Origin of the sequence: Hymenobacter sp. YC55, assembly GCF_029433095.1 — a bacterium.
Lineage (GTDB): Bacteria > Bacteroidota > Bacteroidia > Cytophagales > Hymenobacteraceae > Hymenobacter.
In genome coordinates this window covers 2,099,780-2,123,676 of sequence record NZ_JARNTX010000001.1, presented here as the reverse complement: position 1 = coordinate 2,123,676, position 23,897 = coordinate 2,099,780, and the positions used below count along the sequence as shown (strand labels likewise).

General features: G+C 56.6%; 20 protein-coding genes. 2 read left to right on the top strand and 18 right to left on the bottom strand.

From position 1 onward, the window contains the following. Nucleotides 1-34 precede the first annotated feature (34 nt). From P1X16_RS09070 to P1X16_RS09055, 4 genes are all read right to left on the bottom strand, one after another. Nucleotides 35-2,605, bottom strand: coding sequence for a carboxypeptidase-like regulatory domain-containing protein (locus tag P1X16_RS09070; RefSeq protein WP_277227715.1), 2,571 nt, complete (start codon nt 2,603-2,605; stop codon nt 35-37). Continuing rightward, complete coding sequence (gene rpe, locus P1X16_RS09065; protein ID WP_277227713.1) at nt 2,605-3,312, bottom strand: ribulose-phosphate 3-epimerase; 708 nt, start codon at nt 3,310-3,312, stop codon at nt 2,605-2,607. Before rpe ends, P1X16_RS09070 begins: the two co-directional genes overlap by 1 nt. Nucleotides 3,313-3,593: 281 nt before the next feature. Next, on the bottom strand, nt 3,594-4,619 hold the full coding sequence (locus tag P1X16_RS09060) for a putative sulfate exporter family transporter (RefSeq protein WP_277227710.1): 1,026 nt from the start codon (nt 4,617-4,619) through the stop codon (nt 3,594-3,596). Between the two features lie 114 nt (nt 4,620-4,733). Further along, nucleotides 4,734-5,624 carry a LysR substrate-binding domain-containing protein gene (locus P1X16_RS09055; RefSeq protein WP_277227708.1) on the bottom strand — a complete coding sequence of 297 codons (891 nt, stop codon included), beginning with the start codon at nt 5,622-5,624 and terminating at the stop codon, nt 4,734-4,736. Between the two features lie 200 nt (nt 5,625-5,824). Between P1X16_RS09055 and P1X16_RS09050 the strand changes: the two genes are divergently transcribed. Next, nucleotides 5,825-6,268: a GNAT family N-acetyltransferase gene (locus P1X16_RS09050; RefSeq protein WP_277227705.1), complete on the top strand. Its 444-nt coding sequence runs from the start codon at nt 5,825-5,827 to the stop codon at nt 6,266-6,268. 92 nt (nt 6,269-6,360) lie between these two features. Here P1X16_RS09050 and P1X16_RS09045 read toward each other — a convergent pair whose 3' ends face one another. The 4 genes from P1X16_RS09045 to mnmA all read right to left on the bottom strand — a co-directional run bounded on the left by P1X16_RS09045 (nt 6,361) and on the right by mnmA (nt 10,741). Continuing rightward, nucleotides 6,361-6,684 carry a hypothetical protein gene (locus P1X16_RS09045; RefSeq protein ID WP_277227702.1) on the bottom strand — a complete coding sequence of 108 codons (324 nt, stop codon included), beginning with the start codon at nt 6,682-6,684 and terminating at the stop codon, nt 6,361-6,363. Nucleotides 6,685-6,856: 172 nt separating this feature from the next. Beyond that, nucleotides 6,857-8,554 carry a S8 family serine peptidase gene (locus tag P1X16_RS09040; RefSeq protein WP_277227699.1) on the bottom strand — a complete coding sequence of 566 codons (1,698 nt, stop codon included), beginning with the start codon at nt 8,552-8,554 and terminating at the stop codon, nt 6,857-6,859. Between the two features lie 250 nt (nt 8,555-8,804). After that, the gene (locus P1X16_RS09035; RefSeq protein ID WP_277227697.1) at nt 8,805-9,560 is read right to left on the bottom strand and encodes a hypothetical protein; all 756 of its coding nucleotides are present in this window, start codon (nt 9,558-9,560) and stop codon (nt 8,805-8,807) included. A gap of 11 nt (nt 9,561-9,571) precedes the next feature. Further along, complete coding sequence (gene mnmA, locus P1X16_RS09030; RefSeq protein ID WP_277227694.1) at nt 9,572-10,741, bottom strand: tRNA 2-thiouridine(34) synthase MnmA; 1,170 nt, start codon at nt 10,739-10,741, stop codon at nt 9,572-9,574. Between the two features lie 130 nt (nt 10,742-10,871). On the opposite strand from mnmA, the gene P1X16_RS09025 reads away from it, so the two are divergent. Next, entirely contained in the window at nt 10,872-11,555 is a 684-nt protein-coding gene (locus P1X16_RS09025) for a hypothetical protein (RefSeq protein WP_277227691.1), read from the top strand. A 57-nt stretch (nt 11,556-11,612) separates the two neighbouring features. Here the strand turns inward: P1X16_RS09025 and P1X16_RS09020 are convergent, their stop codons facing one another. The 10 genes from P1X16_RS09020 to P1X16_RS08975 form a co-directional block, all read right to left on the bottom strand. Continuing rightward, entirely contained in the window at nt 11,613-12,452 is an 840-nt protein-coding gene (locus tag P1X16_RS09020; protein WP_277227688.1) for a maleylpyruvate isomerase family mycothiol-dependent enzyme, read from the bottom strand. A gap of 91 nt (nt 12,453-12,543) precedes the next feature. Beyond that, the gene (gene trmB, locus P1X16_RS09015) at nt 12,544-13,206 is read right to left on the bottom strand and encodes a tRNA (guanosine(46)-N7)-methyltransferase TrmB (protein WP_277227686.1); all 663 of its coding nucleotides are present in this window, start codon (nt 13,204-13,206) and stop codon (nt 12,544-12,546) included. A gap of 108 nt (nt 13,207-13,314) precedes the next feature. Beyond that, the gene (locus P1X16_RS09010) at nt 13,315-14,616 is read right to left on the bottom strand and encodes a folylpolyglutamate synthase/dihydrofolate synthase family protein (RefSeq protein WP_277227683.1); all 1,302 of its coding nucleotides are present in this window, start codon (nt 14,614-14,616) and stop codon (nt 13,315-13,317) included. A gap of 115 nt (nt 14,617-14,731) precedes the next feature. Then, the gene (locus P1X16_RS09005; RefSeq protein ID WP_277227681.1) at nt 14,732-15,649 is read right to left on the bottom strand and encodes a hypothetical protein; all 918 of its coding nucleotides are present in this window, start codon (nt 15,647-15,649) and stop codon (nt 14,732-14,734) included. A gap of 124 nt (nt 15,650-15,773) precedes the next feature. Further along, entirely contained in the window at nt 15,774-16,190 is a 417-nt protein-coding gene (locus P1X16_RS09000; RefSeq protein ID WP_277227678.1) for a biopolymer transporter ExbD, read from the bottom strand. Between the two features lie 90 nt (nt 16,191-16,280). Further along, on the bottom strand, nt 16,281-17,012 hold the full coding sequence (locus P1X16_RS08995; protein ID WP_277227675.1) for a MotA/TolQ/ExbB proton channel family protein: 732 nt from the start codon (nt 17,010-17,012) through the stop codon (nt 16,281-16,283). A 1-nt stretch (nt 17,013) separates the two neighbouring features. Beyond that, on the bottom strand, nt 17,014-18,237 hold the full coding sequence (locus tag P1X16_RS08990; RefSeq protein ID WP_277227672.1) for an SPOR domain-containing protein: 1,224 nt from the start codon (nt 18,235-18,237) through the stop codon (nt 17,014-17,016). 88 nt (nt 18,238-18,325) lie between these two features. Continuing rightward, nucleotides 18,326-20,059: a hypothetical protein gene (locus P1X16_RS08985; protein ID WP_277227669.1), complete on the bottom strand. Its 1,734-nt coding sequence runs from the start codon at nt 20,057-20,059 to the stop codon at nt 18,326-18,328. A 102-nt stretch (nt 20,060-20,161) separates the two neighbouring features. Beyond that, a complete protein-coding gene (locus P1X16_RS08980) occupies nt 20,162-23,374 on the bottom strand; it encodes a tetratricopeptide repeat protein (protein WP_277227666.1) in 3,213 nt (1,070 codons plus the stop codon). Nucleotides 23,375-23,611: 237 nt separating this feature from the next. Beyond that, the gene (locus tag P1X16_RS08975; protein WP_277227663.1) at nt 23,612-23,875 is read right to left on the bottom strand and encodes a hypothetical protein; all 264 of its coding nucleotides are present in this window, start codon (nt 23,873-23,875) and stop codon (nt 23,612-23,614) included. Nucleotides 23,876-23,897: the final 22 nt, after the last annotated feature.

The following is a 23,897-nucleotide window of genomic DNA, read 5'->3' as shown; positions in this document are numbered from 1 at the left end:
GTCTACATGCCTCGATTAAGAATGCGTTTTCAAATCAGAACCGTGCAATAGCCCGCAAGTTCACCACGCGTTGCGACAGGTAGTTGGGCACCGAGTATGTGCGGCCATTCAGGTCCTGGATGTAGCTGTAGCCACCCACGTTGTTGGCGCCAAGTACATTGAGTATTTCCAAGCCAATCCAGAGGCTTTCCAACTGGCCAATGCGCCGTTCGCGCTTATTGCTTAAGGCTACTACTTTCGAGAACCCTAAGTCAGCGCGCTTGTAAGAACGGGTTTGGGCATCCGTGCCGCGCAGTTCGGGCAGGCCGGGCGGGCTAAACGGCAAGCCCGTGCCAAATACAATGTTCACGTAACCGCGCACCGAGGGATTGTTGGGCAAGTGGTCCTGAAAGAAAACACCCAAATTCACGCGCTGATCCTGCGGCCGGCGGATGTAGCCTTTGGCATCGCGCCCCACGATGTTGCCATCGTCATCATAGCGCGTTATGGAGTCGCCTTCGATGTTTTCGCGCGTGGTGAGCACGCCCAAGCTAAACCACGATTCGGCTCCGTTCACAAACTCGCCCCCGATGCGCGTATCAACGCCGGCCACGTAGGCGGTGGCGTTGTTTTTGGCAAAGTAGCGCAGCCGCACGTTGTCGATGTCGTAGGGCACTACGTCGGTGAGGTACTTCACGTACGCCTCGCCATTGAAGCGAAACGGCCGCCCCCACTGCTCGAACCGAATTTCGTTGCCTACAATAAAGTGCATGGAACGTTGCGCCCGCAGCTCCGGGTTCAGGCTGGCTTCAATCAGGAGCGGGCTGCCCGGCGTGGCGCGCGTGCCCTGCTGGTCGCGCAGCTCACGGTAGAAAGGCGGCTGGTAGTACAAGCCGGCCGCTACTTTATAGGAGCGGTTGGCGTGCTGACGCGGAACAAAGGAAAACTGCACCCGCGGGCTCACCACTAGCTGCTTGTTCACTGACCAGTAGTGCGCCCGCACCCCATACGTGAGCGTCCGCAACGAATCCAGCTCCAGGGTGTGCTGCGCGTAGCCCTGCGTGCGGGAACTGCTCAAATCCAGATCCGAAATCTGCCGGCTGCGGCGCCCATCGGGCACATAATCGGCCGAATCGGCGAAGCTGTACTCGTTGAGTGCGTCTTCAATCCGCTCCCGTCCTGTCTTAATTCCGAAGCGCACCGTGTGGCCGGCACTTGGCGTCCAGCGGGCGCGGGCTTCGGCGGTGGCAATGCGGGCGGTGAGGGCGTTGCGCGAGTGGTCGAACCGTGAACCTACGTCGCGCTGGCGTACGGCTTTGTTGAAGTCCGGCGAGTTGGGGTCCCGGTTGATTTCGGCCAAACTGTAGCTGGCTTCCACGTCGCGGTACTCTAGTTCGCGCGAGTACACCAGCCCCCCCAACAATTCAGTCTGGAACTTGTCGCTGAAGTTGTGCTTCAGGTTGAGGCCGCCCTGGTACATATCGTACTGCATCCGCTCCCGCCCATCGTACACGATGAATAACCGCGTAAACTGGTTGGTGGCGGTGCTGAAAGTGCTCTGGCCGGTTTCGGGCGTGAAACGGTAATCGTTGTGCGCGAAAGTAGTTAGCAGCCCAAGCGAGGTACGCTCGGGATAGTCTTTCGGACCCAGGTTCGCATTGAGGTAGACCTGCCCATCGTAGAACGTGGGGTTGTAGCCGCCTTGTTGCTGCTTGAGGGAACGCAGTACGTAGGTGGCATTTTTGTAGCGCACCCCGGCCAAGTAGCTCAGGCGCTTGTTGGGCGAAGTAGCTTCCACGTGCAGGGCGCCTCCCACCAAACTCGCCGTAGCGGAAGCCCCGAACTTGGCGGGCTGCTTGTAGGCAATATTGAGCACCGACGAGAGCTTGTCGCCGAACTGCGGCTGCCAGCCGCCAGTCGAAAACTCCACCTTGCTTACCAAATCGGGGTTGATAAAGCTCAACCCCTCCTGCTGCGCCGCCGTGACCAGAAACGGCCGGTATATCTCGATACCATTGACGTACACCAGGTTTTCGTCGTAGTTGCCACCGCGCACCGAGTACGTGCTGGTTAGCTCGTTGGTGGACGTAACGCCGGGCAAGGTTTTGAGAATGGCGTTGAAGTCGCCGAACGGCGACGGGAGCACCTTGGCCGTACGCGGGTCGAGCTTGATCATGCTGACTTGCTCGCGGGTATCGGCTTCGTCGTTGCGGCCCCGCACCGTGACGTTGCTCAGGGCCCGCGCGTCACTTTGCAGCGTCAGGCGTAGTTCGCGCTGGTCATCGGTGAGCGTCAGAGGTACGCGCAGCGGCTTGAAGCGCAACCCACGCACCACCAGCACCGCCGGGCGGCCCGTCCGGGTCACATTCAGGGTAAAGCGGCCCTCGCTATCGGTGGAGGTACCGCCGGGTTGGCCTTCCACGCCCACTCCTACTAATTCTACGGGCTGTCCATCGGCGTCGCGCACAATCCCGCTGATGGTAATGCGCGTTTGCTGGGCCACCGCCGAGGTCGGAGCCACTACTACAAGCGCGAGGGGCGCCAGCCCAACCAGCGGCACCGCTCGCAACAAGTTCAAACACAGAGGCCGCACCAACCAGCCCATAGCAGCGGAAAAGTGGGGCATTAGCTCGGCTCCTGTTCTTCCAGATTAACTCCTGCTGCAAGCTGCGCCCGCATATCGGCCAAGGTAGCCACGGGGTCCGGCGAGTTGAACACAAAAGAGCCCGCTACCAGCACGTCGGCACCCGCTTCCACCAGGGCCAACGCATTATCTTGGTTGACGCCGCCATCAATTTCAATGAGCGCCGCCGAACCACTGTCAATCAGCAGCTCTTTCAGGGCCGCCACTTTGCGCAGGGTGTTCGGAATAAATGATTGGCCTCCGAAGCCGGGATTTACCGACATCACCAAGACCAGGTCGAGGTCGGCAGCAATATCTTCGAGCAGCCACACCGGCGTGTGCGGATTCAGGGCCACCCCGGCCTGGCAGCCCAGCGCCTTGATTTGCTCGACTACGCGGTGCAAATGCGTGCAGGCCTCGTAGTGCACCGTAATGGTGTGCGCCCCGGCGTCGCGCACGGCCGAGAGGTAATTTTGCGGGTCTTCGATCATCAAATGCACGTCGAGCGGTTGCTTGGCGTGGCGGTGAATGGCTTGGAGTACCGGAATCCCGAACGAGATATTGGGCACGAAGCGGCCATCCATGATGTCGCAGTGCAACCAATCGGCGGCACTGCCAGCCAGTCGCTCGGTTTCAAATTGAAGATTAGCGAAGTCGGCAGCAAGCAAAGACGGAGCCAGCAACGGCGCCCGGCGGCGAGTAGAAGTCATACCGCGAAGGTACAGAGTATGAGAGTAACGGCGTAATGGCGCAACAGAACTATTAGTGAGTATCTCTACTGACGTGCGGTAAGCTGGACCTAAACGTTCGACTTCCCTATTACTTGTCTGTCCCTAATGTTAAATAATTGTCATTCCGACTCAAGAGGAATCCAAGTAAAGCCGTTGAACAACTTCGTTCGGATTCCTCCTGCGTCGGAATGACAGCTATCCTCCCTATCAGGTAGCCTTCTTGTAGCGTGTTAGCTAACCTAAAATCCGCAGTGCAACCGCTATACCGCGTGCAGAATCACGTACAGCGAAGCTGTGGAAATCAGCAGCCAGAGCAGCAGGCCCAGCACGTAGGGACGCACACCCACTGAGCGTACCACCTTAACCGACAAACCCGCCCCAATAAAGAACAACGTCACTGTCAGGCCGATTTTGGCCAACTGTACCAGCACTGGCCCCAGCGGCTTGGCTACGGGCACGAAGGTATTGACGAGCATGGCGCCAACGAAGCCGAGGATGAAGTAAGGAATCTTAACCTTTACGCCTTGCTGTTTGAAGAATAGGGCGGTGCCTATTGACACCGGAATAATCCAGAGGGCGCGGGCTAGCTTCACGGTAGTGGCTACTTGCAGGGCTTGGTCGCCGTAGGCTGCCGCAGCCCCTACCACCGAACTGGTATCGTGGATGGCAATGGCGCACCAGAGGCCGAACTGGTTTTGCGTCATGGCTAGAGCGTGCCCGATGGGCGGGAAAGCGAATAGCGCCAACGCGTTGAGCACGAACACAGTACCTAATGCCACCGACATTTCCGCGTCTTTGGCCCGCAGTACCGGCCCCACGGCCGCAATGGCGGAGCCCCCGCAAATAGCAGTACCACACGAAATCAAATGCACCACGTGTCGGCCGAGCCCTAGCCACTTACCAATAAAGTACCCTAGCAGCAAGGTCCCGAAGATGGATACCACGGTAAACAGAACACCTTCTTTTCCGGCCTCTACCGCTGCTTGCGCGTTCATGCCAAAGCCAAGCCCAACAACCGAGAACTGCAGTAGTTTTTGGGTCAGGCGGCGCGTGTGAATTGGGAAAGGATTACCCAACGTTTGGGCTAGTAGTAACCCAAGCGCCAACGCCACTGGCGGTGAAGCCCACGGCGTCAAGCAAAAGACAAAGAACAAGGCAAACACCCCTTGCCGCAGGGTTAGTTCGTGCCCAAATAGTAGATGAGGTGTGTGAAAACGGCGAAGAAAGCCGGAGGGTAAAGCTTCCGCAGTAGGTGCGGTGGGAAGCTTGGAATCGGTGGCGGGCATGAGAGCAGGCAGTGAAGTAGCTGCTCAAATGTACGCCAGCGTATACTTGCTTGATAACCAAAAATTGTTATCGACTATAACAATAGGTTATAGCAATTCCAATCTTCCTAACGCTCAAGCAGCTCGGTACGGCACACCCTTCAACTGCCGGGCCTCGGTGAGTAAATGTTGAAGCACTGCCGACCGATCATCGTGCCGCCACACCATAAATACCGGTGCTTGATGGGGTAATTCTATAAATCGGAGCCCTTGCATTGGGCTCCCGGCGTAGGACATTGGCAGCACCGATATACCCAAGCCAGCCGCTACTAAATTTAAAATGGTGGCCCCGAAGTCGGAGGCAATGGTGAGCTGCGGCTGAAAACCGTACTTGGCAAACAACTGCCCGAGAGCCCGCACGTAAGGCGAGTCACCGTTGAGGGCCGGCAACACAAACCGCTCTTCTCGCAGGTCAGCCAGGGATGTAAACGTTTCCTCTTTGCTCCAATGATGCTCGGGTACTACTAGAGCCAATGGCTCCAGGAAAAGCTGCTCGGAGGCCAAAGCCGGGCTTTCCGCCGGATGCCGCCACACCCCCAAGTCCACTTGGTAGGTTAGCAGGCGCTGCTCCGACTCGGTGGCAATTACTTCGATTAGCTCGACCTGCACCAGTGGATAGCGCGCTGTAAAGGCCTTGAGCAGTTTGGGCAACCAGGCGTAAGCTACCGCCCCAATGTGCCCAATGCGCAAACTACCAACTTCACCCGCGCTAATCTGCTGCGCGTGTCGTTGCACCGCTTCCACCTCGGGCAGCAACCGCTGCCACTCCTGTTGCATCAATTGCCCGGCCGCCGTCAGGCGCACGGAGCGCTGGTTCCGCTCGAACAGGCGAAAACCCACCTCACTTTCCAGACTCTGAATGTGGCGGCTCAGCGACGACTGCGTGATGTTGAGGTGTTCAGCCGTTTGCCAGAAGTGAAGCTTATCGGCTAAGCGTAGAAAGTAGCGGACCTGATCTAGATTCATTGATGCAGCTATTGCATTAAAAGTCCCAAAAATAACATTGATGTGCATCAATACACTGCCTAGTTTTGCGGGTACTCCAAGCTTACTCTCACCTCACTATGCTCTGTTCTTAGCTTCAAGGTATTGAAACAGGCTTTAGCTAGCCTGCTGTGCGCATTGCAAAGCTTAACACAGCCTCAACCCTACATTTCACCTTTTCCATGTTACACTTAACTCGAACCACCTCTGACGACCTCGACTTTAAAGGATTAGTACAGCTTCTCGATGCAGATTTGCGAATACGCGATGGCGCCGAGCATACCTTCTATGCTCAGTTCAACAAGATTGATTTGATAAAACACGCGGTAGTAGCTTATCGGAATGGTGAGCCAGTGGGGTGCGGGGCGTTCAAGGAATTCAGCGAGAAGCTAGTGGAGATAAAACGCATGTTTGTGCTGCCTGCCAATCGAGGCCAGGGAGTTGCGCAGGCAGTATTAGGCGAATTGGAACGCTGGGCACAAGAACTGCACTACTCCGGCTACGTGCTGGAAACCGGTAAGAAACAACCCGAAGCCATCCGGCTTTACGAAAAAAGCGGCTATAAGCGTATCCCAAATTATGGGCAGTACGCCAACGTAGAGAATAGCGTGTGCATGCAGAAATAGCTAAGACAGGACACGCCCCACAGAAAAAAGGCAGGTGCTGTACGTTTCCGTCAGCACCTGCCTTTTTTTTATTCAGCGCGTTATTTATACGCCTACTTGCTGTTTACTTCTTCTTTGCTCCAAGCTTTCCAATCGAGTTTACCATCCTCGGTCTTGCGGAGGAAGTAGGTTTGGTCGTCTTCCTGGCGCTTACCGAACGTAACGTCGGCGCGGCAATCCAAGCAGCGAAGCGAGGTATATTTGAATTTATCCTGCGCCACGCGGGCCGTCAGGTCGAGGTTATCGGAACCACAGATGCCGCACTTGGCTACATCGGGAAAGCTAAGCCGCTCGTATTCGGTTACCACCTCGTGGAGGTTGGCCCCTTGAACGGTAAAGTGAAACTGGCGACGCCCCAGGCGCTTCGAAATCATCATTTGTAGCATGCTACTAGTGTTTTGGGCTAAAAACCCGAGTTAAAAAAGAGTAGAATTCACCTCGTTGAATTCCTGGACAAGATACTAATATTTTTCGCCTTATACTAATATAGTTATCAATGTTATCCGTTTAGGTTTAGCATCTGCTAAGCGACTTTCAACGAAAACAGAACTATTGCCGCACAAACCGCACACTACGCTGCACTTTCGCGCCGGCTTGCACGTCGCAGTTGTAAACGCCCTTGGCAAGGGAAGCAGTAGGCAGGCGTACTTCCGAAGCAGCAGTAGCAGGAACCAGATGCTGAGCCACCAAAGCGCCGCGTGCATCATATAAACGCACTTGGAGCGGCAACGCCCGGAAAGCCGGCGTTAGCTGCAAGTACAACTCGTCACCGTTCGTCGGATTAGGGTACACGCTGAGGTGGTTGTTGGATGTAGCTCGGCTGTTGGTTGCTAACGGCATGCCTGGGTTGGCTAGGTTGTAAGCCAGCACAAAATTGGGGATGCCGTAGCCTCGCAAGTTGTCGGGGGTAGTAAACTGCGAGCCAGAGCGCTGCAAAAAGTTGATAACCTGTTGCGCCGTAAGCGTGGGATTCGCCTGCCAGAAGCCTGCCACCATGCCCGCTAGAATAGGGCAGGAATACGAAGTACCGTTGCCGCGCCCCGGTTGCCCATTTACCCCTACTATGGCCGCTTGCAAGCCCTGCGTTGCTAGGTTGGGCTTTATACGGTTATCGGCGCTTGGCCCTTTGGAACTGAGGGCCGCATAGTTGCGCAAGGAATCGACAGCGCCAGCCGTTAGAATAGAATCTGCATCCGATGGCGCCAACAGGCTAGGGCCAGGACGCTGACCATCATTACCTATTGAATTAACGACTATCATACCCACCCGAGCCGCAACAGTAGCAGCCCGCGTGGAAATAGCCGTACGGCCGTTCAAGTTAGCGTACGAGTAGTTGGCATACGGGATATCGAAGGTGTTGTACCCCAGCGACGAACTAATAATATCAACACCCGCGGAGTCGGCTCGCTCAGCGGCCACCAACCAATTCACTTCTTCAATTGGGTTTTCTTTTTCATACTCCTCCGTTATGTAAAGCCGGTAGGTGGCCTTGGGAGCAGTGCCGATGAAAACACCCGTTTGATTGGCCGCGAGCGTGGAAAGTGTGTGGGCACCGTGGCTGTCGCGCACGTACACATTGGCGTTACGGTCTACGAAGTTGTAGGCGTCGGCAATGCGGCCATCCGTGCGCAACGAAGCAAACGGCGCCGACTGATTCACGCCCGGAAACCCGTCGTCGAACACGGCAATTTGCATGCCTTCGCCCCGAAAACCGGCATTGTGCATGGTCACGGCCCCAATCATATTGGCCTGCTGATACGCGGTGCCATATACTGGGTTGGCCGAAGGCCGCTGCTGGTTGGTTTCGGCGGGCACCTCAGTGTGTTTGGGCGGTGGAGCAGCGGCCGTTGTACGGTTCACGGTTTGGGTGCTGCGCACAAAAGGCAGGGCTTGGATTGTGGCTAGCGTGGCAGAATCGCAATTCACCACCACGGCATTAAACCAGCGCGAGGTATACCAGACGGTTGCGCCCGGCACGGCCTTCACTTGCGTAACGTAGCTGGGAGTCACGGGCAAGTCGCGGGGCAGCACGGGGATGCTCTGCCGGGTGCGGCGCGCAATAGCCCGCGCCGAAAGAAACGCTTGGGGCTGGCTTACGGAGAAAGGCGTGCCTGCTTTGTCCCGAAAATACACTAAATGCTTCCGTACTATGGCGGTAGTACCACTCGGATTGCTTTGCGCCAAAACCGGCGGTAAGGCCGTGGCCATAAGCAGCCCGGCAAGTGAAATAAAAGAAAGAAGCCGCATACAATGGACCGGTTGAAGACCTGCCGGAAGATACGGATTTAGTACCAAGCCGGGTGTAGTATCGCGCCTGAATCTGACGACGATAGCGCAGCACTATTTCTTGCTTGAGTCTACCCGCTTGGACGGTGCGGGGCCACCTCCTACCAACCGGCTTGAACATAATTAGGTCTACTGCTCACGCCCACCTGCCCTAAAACACAAACCCCACCACCTACTATTTAGGTGGTGGGGTTTTGTGCTGTTTCTGCTGCTATCGGCCTTTCTCCACTAGCACCTCAGTGCGCGTTATGCCTCTGTAAATTACACCCGGCACAGGCAGATCGGCTGTGCCGGGCTCAGTATAAATGAACCGGCGGCGGCTACGAAATACCGGCCCCTCTCCTAGCGCATACACCTGCCGTACTCGGAGGTAGTAAAAGGCGTTGATGTAGGTAGGGTCTTCCTTTTCGTCGGGCGTGGAAGTGGTTAGCGTTTTGGGATAGGTAACTACGCTGCTGCCTGAAGTAGCTGTGAAAGGCTTCTCGATATTGGTGTAGCGCAGATTTTCCTGTTTGATGTCGTTCATGTTGTTGAAGGCATTGGCATTCCAGAAACCTTCCCGAACCGGAAATATCAGCTCCACCCGGCGTACGTTGTTGCGCGTAACCAGTACGTTGCCCGCCGCCGGACTTACCACCAACACACTATCGTCCACCCATGGGTCAGTAGCCACGCTGCGGCGCGACCGAATCACCCGGAACGACTGACGGCCGGTTGCGTCCACATATTCCTCGGCCACCCGCTCCCGAAACTGGAACCGGTTGTACGATTTCACGTTGCGCGTCCAAATGGTGTCGGTTACGTTGTAGATCCGGAAGTCGCCTACCGCCAGTGGGTAGTAGTTGGTATCGGCAGGCACTATCGTTACCGATTCGTTTTTGCAACCCCCTACGGCTACTGCCAACAAAGCCGCAGCAAACCAGCTACGCGACGAATACCAACCTTCTACCAACTGATAGCGCAACATAAAAACTAGGATTATAGCGTGGCAATAACGGCCGAAGATACGGGAGTTTCGCCAATAGTATGCCGCTCAATCCAGCCGCCGCCCAACACATCCTGGCCGTCGTAGAACACGGCTGCCTGCCCAGGAGTCACGGCGTGTACGGGCTCCTCGAAGTAGACGTAGATTTTGTCGCCAATCTGCTCCAGGAAAGCCGGGGCGCCATCGTGGTTGTAGCGGATTTTAGTGGTACTTGGTACCAACCCGCGGCCTTCCAACGAGGCGTATTTGCCCATGTTCAACTGCCCCACCACCGTGCGGCTGCTAGCCAAATCGTCGAAATTGCCGAGCACTACCTCGTTGGTATCAGGCCGGATTTCGGTTACGTAAACCGGGAAACCTAGGGCCACACCCAGGCCTTTGCGCTGCCCGATGGTGTAGAACGGATAGCCCTCGTGCGTGCCCACAAACGTACCGTCGCGCAACACAAACCGGCCGCCCGCCACTCGCTCTTCCAATCCCGGTACCCGGCGCCGCAGGAAGCCGCGGTAGTCGTTGTCGGGGATAAAGCAGATTTCGTAGCTCTCGGGCTTGTTCACGAGTTCGGTGAAGCCGCGGCGGCGCGCCTCATCGTAGATTTCGGTTTTGCGCATGCCCCCTAGTGGGAACAGCGTGCGGCTCAAGCTCTCCTGGCTCACGCCCCAGAGCGCATAGCTTTGGTCTTTGTTTTCGTCGAGACCTTTGCTAACCACGTAGCGGCCGTCTTCAAAGCGCACGTTGGCGTAGTGGCCAGTGGCAATGAATTCGCAGCCCAGCTGGTCGGCCCGGCGCAGCAACGCGTCCCATTTGATGTGGGTATTGCAGAGCACGCACGGATTAGGCGTGCGGCCAGCCAAGTATTCGTCGGTGAAGTTGGAAATGACAAAGTCGCCGAACTCGTCCCGAATATCAATGATGTAGTGCGGAAAGCCTAGGTCCACGGCAATCTGGCGGGCATCGTTGATGCTGTCGAGCGAGCAGCAGCCGGTTTCTTTTTTCGAGCCTCCTGCCGAAGCGTAGTCCCAGGTTTTCATGGTCATCCCGACCACTTCGTAGCCTTGCTCGTGCAGGAGCACGGCCGCTACCGATGAATCAATACCGCCGCTCATCGCGACGAGGACGCGGCCCTTAGTAACGGGCGGCGTGGGAGATGCAAATTGCGTCATAAATAATAGCGCCCGTGGAGTCAAGGTCCGCGGCCACGTGGCAAAGATAACACATGGCGCCCGTTTGGGGTTTCCTCTGGCTCCCACAAACCGCCAACACAACGTTGCGACTGAGTAGGAATAGTTACTTTTGCGCTTCGCCAAGCGGGAGCTACTTGTTGCCGCCGACCCAACTTTTCTGCGTATGTCCTTGCTTACGTCCGTGCTGGTGCGCGGCATCAACAACCTCTCCGATGCGCGCTACTGCGCCGGCATGGGAGCCGACCGACTTAGCTTTCTCCTCGACCCCTCCCTTCCAGGATACCTCACGCCCGAAGCCGTACAGGAAATCAGTGGCTGGATAGCCGGCGTGGACTTGCTCGGCGAGTTCGATACTTTGCCTGCTGCTGCCATCAATGAGTTGGCGCAGCGCTGCAACCTGCAAGGCATTTTGCTTCACCGCCGCCGCACTCCCGACGAGCTGTCGAAGTTTAGCTTGCCTGTCCTCAAGCTTATCCGCTGGATTCCCGACATGCTGCCCGAAGATGTGGACACTCGCTTCCGCGACCAGCAAGCCCACACGTCGGGCTTCGTGCTGGCTCAAGCCCCGCCACAGCCGCTTTCGCCCAAGCAACTCACCCACCTCACTCAGCAGGCCCGCACCTATCCTATGTGGCTCGGCGCCGATTTCGCGACCAGCACCGGCAACTCTATTCGCCAGTTCGTTGAAACCGTCCGTCCCGCTGGCATTGTGCTAGAAGGTGGCGACGAAATCAAACCCGGCCTCCGCGACTTTTCGGAGATGGAAGCGGTGTTTGAAGAACTGGAAGCTTAGCTTCTAAAGAAGCCGACCTTCAGAATTGGAAGCGCGAAGTCCTTTTAGAGGCTTCGGCTACCCCATTATGGTAATCATACTATAAATTGGCTCTATCAGATATTGCTCGGCGCTGACCTCTACGTGGGCTTCCGCCAAGGTACGCGGCAAACTCTTCGTGAACAGTCGCCAGGCGACGGTGCCATCCAGCACGACGGTGGCGGCTACTTGCCCCACGTAGTGAGTGCCTAGCTCCCAGGTAGTGGCTTGTCGCCTTAGATACCAGGTGTCGCCGCTAGGGCCGGTTACAGTAAACTGTAGCACCGTACCGGGCTCAGCGGCAACCGCCCGATAATGATGCGGCAAGGCCCGCACGCAAGTACTTAGAAACGGGTGGTACAATTCCGGCGCCATAAGCGGGGCCTCCTGCCCTACTGCCTGCCGGATTTGCTGCTGATGATGCCACTTCTCGGTATAATCACGGGCCACGTGAAACCAGTTCGGCGATTGTTCCTCCCCAGCCCAAGCCACGGAAAATACCGCCGGCTCCATCGGCGGCAACGAAGCCATGTAGGTGTTATAGGCCGGTCCGCTAACTTCTAGTAGCCACGTAATAATCTGCGGGCTCAGCCGCTGCCCCACGGCTACCCACTCCTCGTTCAGCTGGTTGAGATAGCGCACAACATCGGCATAGGCCGGGCTGGCTGGCCCCGGTCCACCAAAATGCCCGTCCCGCAGTATCGACAAGGTACGCAGGGAGCCATCCAGTAAGTGCAGGGCTACATCACGCACGCGCCACTTCGGGGCCACCGTTTGTCGCTCCCAATCAGCTGGTGCCAAAGAGCGCAACAAGGCAATCAGGTGCTGGTCGAGCACCGGTAGCAAATGGGCGGTTTCTAGAACGGAAAGTGACTGCATACGCCTGGTCAGTGAATGGAAGAGATGATGCGTCGGCTATGAATTTTCACGGGTAAGAGCAGAAGTCTACTACCTCACCATTCGTAAAGCTTCACGTCAATTTAAACTGCACGTACTTAATAGGCACCCCCTGCGACCGGTACTTACTCTCGAAGTTGGTTTCAATGTCCTCGGCGTGCGGCAGCAGCTCGGGGGTGGCATAAAGATCCTTGGTGAAGGCTAGAATCGTGACGCCGGGCCGTTGTTGCAGAATTTCGAGCGTGTAGTCGAACAAGCCTTCGTTGTCGGTTTTGAGGTGTACCAGTCCTCCGGGTTGCAGAAGCTGCTGATACAGGTCGAGGTAGCGCGGCGCCGTGAGCCGGCGCTTGATGTCCCGGTCGCGGGGGCGCGGGTCGGGGAAGGTTATCCAGATTTCACTGAGTTCACCGGGCGCGAAGTGCTTCGGCAAGTCCAGGGCCCGGGTGCGGATAAAACCCACGTTGGTTAGCCCTAACGCTTCGGCGCGAGTACTACCCCGCCAAATTCGGTCCCCTTTAATATCGAGGCCCAAGAAATTACGCTCCGGATACCGGGACGCGAGTCCCACGGTATACTCGCCCTTCCCGCAGCCTACTTCCAGCGTAATAGCCTGGTTGTTCCGAAAGAACTCTTGGTGCCACCGGCCACTTAGTTGTTCGTAGGCAGGTTTGCCGGGCTCTACAATATCTGCTCGTTCTGCGTTTTCCGCGAAACGCTTTAGCTTAATTCGACTCACTGAATTTGTTGTTGGTTGATGGTGTATCCAGTTTTCGTTGCGTTTTCAAGCGGCCGCCTTTTCGTCTGGTTCGAGACAAGCCAATGAAAGCAAACAACGAAATCCGAGCTACAGGCCTTCTATTTCAGCCACTACAAAGGTACTGCCGCCAATGAATACCACATCCTCGGGACTAGCGGCGGCACGGGCGGCGGCTACAGCGGCGGCAACCGGTCCGTACACTTCTCCATGCAGGCCTGCGGCGGCGGCTAAGGTAGCTAGCTCCGTTGCCGCCATTGCCCGCGGAATGGCCGCTTGACAGAAGTAATAGGTAGCATCCGTTGGCAGCAGTTCGAGCATCTTCGACACATCCTTGTCGTTGACCACGCCCAACACGAAATGCAATTGCCGCCGAGGCAGCCGTGCAAGTTGGGCTATTACCAAGCGCAACCCGGCTTCATTGTGGCCCGTGTCGCATACCACCAGCGGGCGGCGGCCCAGGATGGTCCACCGGCCGCGGAAGCCGGTAAGCTGGCGCACGTTTCGTAAGCCTTCGCGCACTGCTGCTTCCGGCACCACAAACCCTTGGCGGCGCAGCTCATCCAGCACGGCCAGCACCCCCGGCAGGTTCAGTTGCTGATAGTCTCCTACCAAGCCTAGCTCCAGGTGCTGCAGTAGCGGTTGCCCGTCGTATGAAACAGACAAAACCTGAAACTCCTGGTCGGGCGCGGGCTGCGCTTCCAGCGTGGTGGTGTAGTGCTGGTCGGCAAAAAGCAACGGCGCGTGCTCAGTTGCAGCTTTCTGCTCGAACACCGCCTGCACTTCCGGCTGCGTTTGGCTGATGATAGCCGGAATGCTGGGCTTGATGATACCGGCTTTTTCGGCGGCAATCAGCGGCAGCGTGTTGCCCAACAGGTTCTGGTGGTCGAAGCTGATATTGGTGATAAGAGAAACCAGCGGGGTGATGATGTTGGTGGAATCCAGCCGCCCACCCAAGCCTACCTCCACCACTGCCACGTCCACTTGCTGCTCGGCGAAATACGAAAACGCCAAGGCTACGCACATCTCGAAAAAAGACGGCTGCAATTGCTCAAACATAGGCCGCCATTGCGCTACCCAAGCTACCAGATACTCAGGTGTCAGGTCCTGTCCGTTCACCTTGATTCGCTCCGTGAACTCACGCAAATGGGGCGACGTGTACAGCCCCACTTTATAGCCGGCCGCCTGCAACACCGCCGCCAGCAGATTAGAGCTGCTGCCTTTGCCGTTGGTACCTGCTACATGTACACTAGGAAACTTCCGGTCGGGATGCCCGGTGGCTTCGGCTAGCTTCTCGGTGGTCTCCAATCCGGGCTTGTAGCCTGCCGCGCCAACTCGCTGAAAGATGGGTAGTTGGCTGTAGAGGTATTCGAGGGTTTCAGCGTAATTCATAGCGAAGAAACTGATTAATAGCGGCCAGAAATAACAAGGTTAGCTACCAGCCTACAAAGCAAAGCCGCCGGCCGGAGAAATCCGACCGGCGGCCTTAAACTATTCTATGCGCTGATTAGCGTACGGTGAACCTGAAGGTATAGAAACCGGAGCCACCGCCTGCTGCCGAGTTCGTGCGGCGGAACTCCGCGTTTTCCAGTGCGTCGCGGCATACTTTCTCTTGCGCTGCCGACACGTTGCCAGATACTTTCGTCACGGCTTCCACTTCGCCGTCGGCGTTCACCTTGATGCGAAAACGTACGAAGCCCGAGTTGTTATCGAGTGCTGGGGCGCTAGGGCGGTTTACGAAGGCCCAGCCGCTCATTTCAAGGCCGCCGGAACCAGGGCTACTGCCGCTGCCGCCGCTACCGGGTTGGCCATACAGTGCCTTGGCGTCAAGCGAACCATTCGGGTCGCCTTGGTCGCCGACGGAGCCGGGCCGGTCGCCGTTGTTGTTGCCGGTGGGCGCGTTGCTGGTGCCATTCACACCGTTGCCACCCCCATTAGCGCTGCCTTTGGGCGTGTAGAGCGTGCGAGGACGCTCAACGGGCTTGGGCGCTTCGCGCACCTCTTCTTTAACCGGGGTTGGCTCGGTGCGCTCCACTTTCACGGGGGCGGGCTTGGTCACGGGTGGCGCCGTAACGGGGCTTTCCTCGGCGTCGCTGGTGATAATGCGCTCCTGTGCGGCCTGTTGCGGTGCGGGCGGTGATGCTGGAGTAGTTGGCTGAGGCGGGGTCGGCTTGGGGTCGGGGCTGGATGCGGGCGGGCGACTGTCTTCGCGGTTGCGAGAGTTATTGGCAATGGCCATACTTTGCACGTCGCCCGAACCCGCCTCATCAATGCCGTAGTTCAACTCTACTCCGTCGCCACCCAAGGCGTCGAGGGGCGGATCGGGCCCTTTGAACACGGTGAAGAAGAACACGGCCGCTAGCAGCGCGTGCAACAGCACCGTCCCGATAATGGCTTCTTTTCGGTGTTCTTCGCGGTATTCCATGCTTGACTTCGTTGCTTGTTTTCGCTTTTCAAGTTGTTCTTCGCTTGCTGACGAGATACTGCTTCTATTCTCTATTCAACAAACGAGATACCAACCACTATCGGCAAGCGAAAAACAGAGAAACTTACTTACCAGACGCTTGCTGCGCTTGCGTGGCCATCACCATTTTAATCTTGAGGCGGTTGCCGATTTCCAAAATATCCACCAGCTTCTGCACGTTCTGCGAAGCATCGACGCGCAGCACCACCGTAGGCAGATCCAGTTGCTGGTCGGCAATCAAGCTTTTCAATTCAGTCTCCAGGCCTTCGGCAGAAGTAGGCTTCTTGTTCACAAATACCGCCCCGGCCGCATCTACCGACACGGTTATGGGCTGCTTCATCACCTGCTTGCTGCTTTTCGCGTTGGGCAGCAGCAGCTTGATAACGTTGGGGTTCACCATCGTCGACACAATCAGGAAGAACAGCATCAGGAAGAACATGATGTCGTTCATCGAGCTGGTTTCGACGTGCGAGGAAAGCTTACGGCGCCGGCTTAAATTCATTGGAGTAGCGGGGTAGCAGAGTAACTGAGGAAGGCTTGTAAACGGAAGCAACCAATTACTCAGTTCCTCCGCTGCTCAGTTACCTCAACGTTAGTTGTCCTGAAGGATGTCCATAAACTCGATGGCCGAGTTTTCCATGCGGAACACGAGGCGCTCCACCATAATGCTAAGCCAGTGATACCCAATGTGGGCAATTATACCCACGATAAGACCAGTAGCGGAAGTCACCATCTTGGTGTACAAACCACCCGAGATTTGGGCAATACCAAAATCACCGGTGGCGCTGATGGCGTAGAATATTTTGATTACCCCGATAATGGTCCCCACGAAACCCAACATGGGCGCGATACCGGCAATAATACCGAGTATGCTAATATTTTTTTCGAGGCGGGCAATTTCCACTTTGCCTACGTTCTCAACGCTAGCCTCGATGTCTTTTAGGGGCAAGCCAATGCGGCGGATACCCTTTTCGATCATGCGGGCCAGTGGAGTGGCCGTCTGGGCACAAAGCATTTTGGCACCTTGCAAGTCGCCCTTCACCATCAGGTTGCGAATACCCGGCATAAACGACTCGGGCACTGCCGCGGCCTTTCGGATGGTGATGTAGCGCTCAATAATGATGTAGAGCGACACAAACGACAACAGAAAGAGCGGAATCATGATGCCGCCGCCCTTTACAATCAAGTCAATTAAGGAAAGGTCGGAAGCGGCCGCATTGGCCGAGGCATTGGCCGCAGTAGCGGAAGAATCAGCGGCGGCAGCACCTGCTGCGGGAGCACTGCCAACTTGCATCTGAAGCAGCAGGGAAAGCAAAAGCGTCATGCTAGTAGTTAAGAACCCAAAGAGTATTCCCCATCCGCTTGCGCAGAATAGAGGCTTGCCGATCAGCGGAGGTGCGGTCGGCGAAATCGGCAACGGAAAGCTTATACTGGCGACTGCCAGCGGGCGGAGTGATAACGCGCGCCGGGTGGCCTAACCGAACCAATGCCTGACGGCCTTTTTCGGCATTAATCATAGTGGTATAAGAGCCAGCAATAACATAGTAACGGCCCGTGCGGCTTTTAACAGTCGTGGCGGTCGTGCTGGCAGTTGCATTGGCAGCAGCGGCTTTTTCCCAACCAGGAGCTTTGGTAGCAGGCTTGGTAGGAGCATTTGCTTTTACCGGTTTGGGGGTAGCCTTCTGCCAGCCACTTGCGGCAACTGCAGGCGTAGCAGTTTTAGGTGCCACTGCTTTGGGTGCTACTGCCGGCTTAACGTTGGCAACTACTGCGGGTTTGGCAGCGGGTTTTTCTACCGGTTGGGCCGCCGCAAAGTTGTCGGCGGTAGCTAGGGCGGCTTGCTGCTGGCTAACTGCGGGCGCCACTTGCGCCACGGGCTGCTGAGCACGAATCTGCTGTTGTGGCTTTTGCTCTTCTATCCGCAACGCATCCGGCAAATAGCCCTGCTGGTCGGCGAACATGTAGTTGGCCGAGAACACCAATCCCACCATCACAACTGCCAGCGCCCCTTGGAGCAAGCGGGTAACACGCACAGAACGACCCACCGATAGTTGCGGCATGGCTGGCTGCCGTTCACGTGAGTGCATAGCGTCGGTAGCGCGCACCGGACGGGCTACTAGTTCGGGCAAACCGAAGCTGGCATTGAGCAGATTATCTGTACCATTATACTCGAACTCCAGCCCTCGGCCTACCGACCGCCGGAATACCCCAATACCTGGCAATTCGGTGCGCTGACTGGTTTCTAGTTCTTGCTGCATCCGCGCTACGGCTTCGCGCACCATCTGGCGCGCCTGGGCCGTGCTTAGGTTGAGCTTTGCACTTAGCGCATCCACCAGCAAGCCATCGTTGCGGGTCAGCGACTGGTTGAATGCAACGCGTTTGGCTGGGGGGGCCAGCGTATGCCGCACCGGATGAATCCGGGCGGGTGCGTAGTCGGCAATCAGGCCGCCAAAATCAGGAATAATGACACAGTCATGGTCCCGGAGCAGGGTGCGGATATGAGTGGATAGCGGCAAGGTGTAGTGGGTTTGGTTAATGGGGCTTAACACGAAGTTGGTGTGCTTGCTGTTTGACTAGATAAAACCGGGTTACCAATTGTGTATTCAGGCAGCAGGCACTGTCAGCTGTGTATTAATCTTAGAAGTCGTATGTCGCGCCGAGCAGCACGTTAGCTCCTTTCACTGGATAGTTCAAGAACCGTTCATACTGACCGCCAATCAGGTTGTTACCCATAGCAAAGATGGACAGTTTTTCCATAATCCGGTAATCACCGCGCAGGTTCAGGTCCACCACCGAATCGGTACGGCGTGGCACTTTGCGGTATCCGACAGCGGCCGTGCCCATGTCGTAGCTAGTGCCGTAGCTTGAACTGTAGGTGTACAACTCCGCTCCTAGTAGCAACTTGTCGTACAAGTTATGCGTGGCAAACAATACCGACTGGAAAGCCGGCCGGTGGTACGGCTGAGCCAGCGTTTTCACGTTGTAGCCGTTGTAATCAAGCTTCAAGCCTACCCGAGTTTTTTCGGCGGCGTTGTAAATAACTTCCCCATGCGCGTTGAATAGCTGGGTGGCTTTCTTGTCATACACCAAATTGAATTTGGTTGAATCACCACGATACAGGCCACCAATTACGCCCGGTACTATATACCCCGCGTTTTCATAGAAATACAAGGTGCGGTCGTTGCTGAGCGTTACGCGGGCATTCACTTCCAAGGAACGGACCGGGGTGGCATTGAAGCCGACGAACAGCGTGGGGCCGCGGCGGGTGTCCGATACGCGCTGGTTGGGGGCCAGCCAAGGATTTTCGGTGGTGAGGTCATACATTGTTACACGCTGCACAGCACCTCCCAAGCCCGCGAAAGCCACAAACTTGTCTTCCGTGACGGTGTAAGCCAAACGAATGGCCGGATACACATTGAGCTGCTGGGCCTGCCGGATGGTGTCTCCGGTGTAGCCAAGCGTAGCGCCCACCGATACCGCCAGCCGATTCAGGTTGGCTTCAAAGGCCGGTGTTATCTGGAAGTAAGGCCGACTGTACTTCAGCGAATCCTCGAACGAAATATAAGAAAAGTCGCCATTAACGGTCACGCGGCTGGTTTCGCTGAGCACGTAGGCGGAGCGCAACTCGGCGTAGATGTTGTTTTCCTTGGCCTTGAACCGGTCGTTCCAGTGGCGGTAGCCTACCCCAAGATCGTACTGGAACTGAGCATCGGCGGCGCGGTTGCGGGCGTACACTTTCGCGCCAACCCGGGTGAACGTTTGCTTTAGATTATCGGCTTCGGGCAGCACGGCTACGTTGCGGTTGTAGCCGTAGAAGTTGTACCGCTCGCGCCCTAGCTCTAGCTTTCCCCCGAGGGCCGTAGTGCCGCTATATGTCTCGCCATGCAGGTCGAAGCTGGTGCGGCTTTGGCCGGAATTGTCTTTATCAACCGGGCCGCGGCCCGAAGCCAGATGGTTTAAGTCGAGACCATACGAAGCCGAATTGCTACGGGTGTTGTGCAGGTGCACCCGACCAAGAAAGGTGGCGTAGTTGCCAACCCCGGCCTTCACGTAGTTGCCAGTCTGCAGGGCTGGCTCTTCCTGCCGGATAGTGAGCACGCGCACCGAAGGGTTGAGCAGGTCGGCAGGCAACCGAAAATCTGGATAGGTGTAGTTCACCTTGGTGCCCGTTTTACCAGGTGCTTCCACTTTGATTTTTTCGAAGTTGCGAGCAGCTTCGGGCAGCTGGTTCACCCGTTCCTTTACAATCTCGATTTCAGCTTCTTCGATCTTGCCGCGGTTAGTAGGACGCGTGGTTTGCGCCTGCACCACCACCGGTACGGTGGTTAGCAAGCCGGCCAGCGCCAGTAGTTTCGACGGGGTAAACGTCATAGTTGGAATTTTAAATTCAGTGCAGGCACCGGTTCAAACAAACCGCAGCAAGCATGTAGTATTCAGCTGTTTATTTTCTTAAAAAAAGCAAGCACTCTACTCCTATTCCTCTTGCCCAACGGGCCCATCGGTCCGATTAGTTGTTGTGTCGGTGGGCACTTCGGTGGAGGGCACTAGAGAACTACGACTTGCAGCTTTGCCTTTGGTAGCAGGCGAAGTTTTGGTGGTACCGGGCTTGGCTGGAGTGGTCTTGGCTGGTGCCTTGGTACCACCGGCAGCCGGGGTTTCGGTGGGCAATGCGGCAAGGCGTTGCTTGGCACCGTCTATGATTTCCGCCACCGGGAATTTGTTGTCGATGATGGAATTGAGTGTGGCCCGGGCCTGGAAAGTTTCGCCCTGCGCAGCGTAGATGTCGGCAATCAGCAGGAAGCCCCGGCCTTGCCACAGTTCGTAGTTGGAGGCGTTGGTTTTGTAGGCGGCATCTAGCGCCTCCGGGTACTTCTTCTGCTGATACAAGATATCGGCCACTAGGTAGAGCGCCTCGGCTCCATTTTCGTCGGCCGCGGCTGTGGTGGCCGCGGTGTTGAGCTCGGTTATAGCTTGGTCGAGGTTGCCGGCTTTGAAGCTGGCTTTGCCTAGGTAGAGGAGCGCGGCGTTGGTGGCAGCTGGCGAGGCAGCCTGCGTTTGCAACTCTGTGGCTACCCGGCGGGTGCCTTCGTAGTCGGCACTCTCGTAGTAGCTCTTCATCAACCCCAACCCTGCGTTAGCCACTTCGCGCTTGTTTTGCGACACTTCGCGCAGGCGGCTGTAGTACTTGATGGCTTCGGAATAGTTCTTGTTTTCAAACTCCAGCTCCGCCACCCGGCCCACGGCGCGGTTCACAAACTCAGACTTTCCTTCTTCTACTACTGCTTTCAGCTTGGGTAGCGCCTCGGTTTTCTTGCCGGTTTTCAACAACGCATCGGCTAGGAAATAACGGCCATCAGCAGCCAGCGTATTGTCGGGGTACTGCTTCAAGTAAGACTCCAGACGAGGAATTGCTTGTGCGTATTTCTCAGCTAGGTACAAGGACTTGGCTGCTTCAAATTCCACACTCTCCGTAGCCTTGTTATCGGGGTTCTGCTGCTTGAATTGGGCCAGATACTGGTCGAACTCTTCGGTACGCCCAAGGGCCGACAAACTCTCCTGCAAGTTGTAGATGGCGCTACTCGCCGCCTTGGTGCGGGGGTAAGCACTTAGCACTTGCTTGAAATCCGCCACAGCCTTTTCGTGCTGCTCCAGGTTGGCATAGGCTACACCTCGCTTCTGCAACGCCTGCGGCATCAGGGTGGAGTTGGGCCGGTTGGTAATCAGCTTGCTGAAGCCATCGGCGGCTTGCTGGAAGTTACCGGCCTCGTAGTCGAGTTGGGCCTGCTGGTACACGGCATCGTCGGCGTAGCGCGAGTTGGGTGTAGTTTTCAGCAGGGTGCTCAGGGTGCTAGTAGCTTCGTCGCGACGGCCCATCAACCCGAGGGTCACGCTTTTTTGGTAGTAGGCGTAATCTTTATCGGAGGCGTTGGCCGCAATTACTTTGTTGTAGAGGTCGAGGGCCTGCTGGTAATTTTTAGCTACGTAGTAGGTATCGGCTAAGCGCAGCGTTACGTCGTAGTAGTTGGGGTCGGCGGGCTTGGCAACCGGGTCGTTGAGCCAAGCCTGAAACTGCGGCCGGGCCCGGTCGTACTGCTGAGTGTTGTAGTAGGCGTAGCCAAGGCCGTACCGCGCTTTCTGTTCGAAGTCTTTTTCGCTGGCAGTTACGCCACCCTGCCGGGCTGCGCGGGCGGCGGCAGTGTAGGCCGTAATAGCAGGCTGGTACTGCTGCCCAACGCTGTAGATTTCGCCTTTCAACACCTGGGCGGCGGCGCGCAACGCGTCGTCCTCGGGGTACTTCAGACTCTTGTCGAGCAACGGCAGGGCATCGGAGTAGCGGGCGTTGTTGTAGAGCGTAGCCGCTTGCAAGTACGCGACGCGCTGGTAAGTGGCGTTCAACTTGGAGCTCCGGTCGTCGAGGTTGTCGAGGTAATTGAGGGCCTGCGCGTAGTCCGACGAATTAAGGAAACTCTCGCTCAGGATATCATCGGCAACTGCCTGGTTTTTCGAGCGGGGAAACTTCTTGTTGAAGTCTTTGAGGGCCGCTATTACTTCGGGCGTATTGCCTAGCTCGTATTGAATCTGGGCGTACTTCAGCGCGGCATTTTCACTGATGGTGCGGTCGTAGCCGAGCTTACGGGCCGCGTCGAACGAGTTCGAGGCGAGTTGTTTCTGGTTGGTTTGCAGATAACTCAACCCCAAGTGGTAGGCCGCGTTTTGCCCCAGCGAGTCGCGGCGGGCAGCTACGTTCTTCAGGCTGCCAATAGCGCCCTTGAAGTCGCCTTGCTTATAGTTGGCGTACCCGATTTTGTATTGCACCGCCGGCTCTATCTTCTTGCGCCCAGCTGCATACTTGTTGAAATACGTGGCAGCGGTTTTGAAATCTTTCTTCTGATAATACGCATCGCCTACCAGCAGTTGAATTTCGTCGGCGCTTTGCGGAGGCGGAGTTTGGGCCAGGGCTTTGGTGCCGTAGTCAATCAGGCCGTCGAAGTCGCCTTCCTTGTAGTAGATCTGGCTCATGACGGCCGGCACCACTGGTTGGTAGGCATCGTTTTGCTCGGCCACAGCCAAATCCTTCCGGGCCCCCGCGAAGTCGCCGGCACGGTAGGCCAGGTAACCAGCGTAGTAGGAACTAGCGTAGCGAAACTCGTGCTGCCCCTGCTTGTTGCGGTCGAACTGCAGTTTGGCCTTGTCAAACTCTTTCTGAGCGAAATAGCTGTAGCCAAGCTTGAACTCGGATTCGGCGCGCTGCTCGCCCGAGAGGTTGTCGGCGCCTACTCGCTGCAGATAATCGGTGGCATTGGCGTAATCTTTCTTGTCGAAGTAGAATTTTCCTAGCTCGAAAAAAGCTACAGCGGCCTTGGGATGGGCCGGGTTCTGAGCAGCAAAAGCAAGAATTCTATCCTCGGCATCGGGATGAAACAAGTACAGGCCAGCCACGGCATAATAATATTCCGCGTCGATAGTACGACCAGCGGCTAACTCGCCGCTGCGGCGTTGGGTAAGCTCGGTGTAGCGCTGAAAAGCCTGCTGAGCGGCGCCATACTTGCCCCGGTCGAAGAGTTCGAGGCCTTCTTGAAAGTGGCGCTCGTCGTTGGCGAACACCTGAGTTTGCTGAGCCTGGGCGGCTAGCGGGGCAGTGGCGCTGAGGGTGGCGGCCAGCGCAATCCGGGGTATAAACTTCATTGCTCGGCGTTACGGGAAGCGGCCTGTTGGGCCGGAATAGCCAAAAGTAGCGAAAAGTTCGGCCGGGTTGCCGCCAGAAAGGCCTTTTCGCTAGCGTAACGCCATAATAGGTCGGTTTGGTGTAAATCTAATGTAGCTCCACAGTTTATTGTTTAACAATTCGCCGGCGAGCATGAGCTTATTATCGACTGGTACGAGACGAATGGCAAAAGCAGATGAAAGCGATGCTTCGACTCCTTATTCCTTACGCATCAGAGTTACCTCGTCACGGGTAAAATCGATGCGGCTCTTATCCACGGGCCCGCGGCACACCAACACCCGCGGGGGCGCTAGTTTGCCCTTGCGACCCGCCTCAATCTGCGCTTCGCCCGTTACGTCCAGCGTAGCTATAGTTTCGCCATTCACTTGCAATTCCCACGGGCCAGGCTTCACAGGGCCTTCGAGGTGGCCAACAAGAAAGGTTTCTTGCGGGGATATGGCAATAATATTGAGAAGTTGCATGTAGTGGATGATTGGCTTTCGA

What these genes read in the sequence shown, in the direction of transcription:
- P1X16_RS09070 (WP_277227715.1), bottom strand. Translation starts at nt 2,605, where the DNA reads ATGCCCCACTTTTCCGCTGCTATGGGCTGGTTGGTGCGGCCTCTGTGT.
- rpe (WP_277227713.1), bottom strand. Translation starts at nt 3,312, where the DNA reads ATGACTTCTACTCGCCGCCGGGCGCCGTTGCTGGCTCCGTCTTTGCTT.
- P1X16_RS09060 (WP_277227710.1), bottom strand. Translation starts at nt 4,619, where the DNA reads ATGCCCGCCACCGATTCCAAGCTTCCCACCGCACCTACTGCGGAAGCT.
- P1X16_RS09055 (WP_277227708.1), bottom strand. Translation starts at nt 5,624, where the DNA reads ATGAATCTAGATCAGGTCCGCTACTTTCTACGCTTAGCCGATAAGCTT.
- P1X16_RS09050 (WP_277227705.1), top strand. Translation starts at nt 5,825, where the DNA reads ATGTTACACTTAACTCGAACCACCTCTGACGACCTCGACTTTAAAGGA.
- P1X16_RS09045 (WP_277227702.1), bottom strand. Translation starts at nt 6,684, where the DNA reads ATGATGATTTCGAAGCGCCTGGGGCGTCGCCAGTTTCACTTTACCGTT.
- P1X16_RS09040 (WP_277227699.1), bottom strand. Translation starts at nt 8,554, where the DNA reads ATGCGGCTTCTTTCTTTTATTTCACTTGCCGGGCTGCTTATGGCCACG.
- P1X16_RS09035 (WP_277227697.1), bottom strand. Translation starts at nt 9,560, where the DNA reads ATGTTGCGCTATCAGTTGGTAGAAGGTTGGTATTCGTCGCGTAGCTGG.
- mnmA (WP_277227694.1), bottom strand. Translation starts at nt 10,741, where the DNA reads ATGACGCAATTTGCATCTCCCACGCCGCCCGTTACTAAGGGCCGCGTC.
- P1X16_RS09020 (WP_277227688.1), bottom strand. Translation starts at nt 12,452, where the DNA reads ATGCAGTCACTTTCCGTTCTAGAAACCGCCCATTTGCTACCGGTGCTC.
- P1X16_RS09010 (WP_277227683.1), bottom strand. Translation starts at nt 14,616, where the DNA reads ATGAATTACGCTGAAACCCTCGAATACCTCTACAGCCAACTACCCATC.
- P1X16_RS09005 (WP_277227681.1), bottom strand. Translation starts at nt 15,649, where the DNA reads ATGGAATACCGCGAAGAACACCGAAAAGAAGCCATTATCGGGACGGTG.
- P1X16_RS09000 (WP_277227678.1), bottom strand. Translation starts at nt 16,190, where the DNA reads ATGAATTTAAGCCGGCGCCGTAAGCTTTCCTCGCACGTCGAAACCAGC.
- P1X16_RS08995 (WP_277227675.1), bottom strand. Translation starts at nt 17,012, where the DNA reads ATGACGCTTTTGCTTTCCCTGCTGCTTCAGATGCAAGTTGGCAGTGCT.
- P1X16_RS08985 (WP_277227669.1), bottom strand. Translation starts at nt 20,059, where the DNA reads ATGACGTTTACCCCGTCGAAACTACTGGCGCTGGCCGGCTTGCTAACC.
- P1X16_RS08980 (WP_277227666.1), bottom strand. Translation starts at nt 23,374, where the DNA reads ATGAAGTTTATACCCCGGATTGCGCTGGCCGCCACCCTCAGCGCCACT.
- P1X16_RS08975 (WP_277227663.1), bottom strand. Translation starts at nt 23,875, where the DNA reads ATGCAACTTCTCAATATTATTGCCATATCCCCGCAAGAAACCTTTCTT.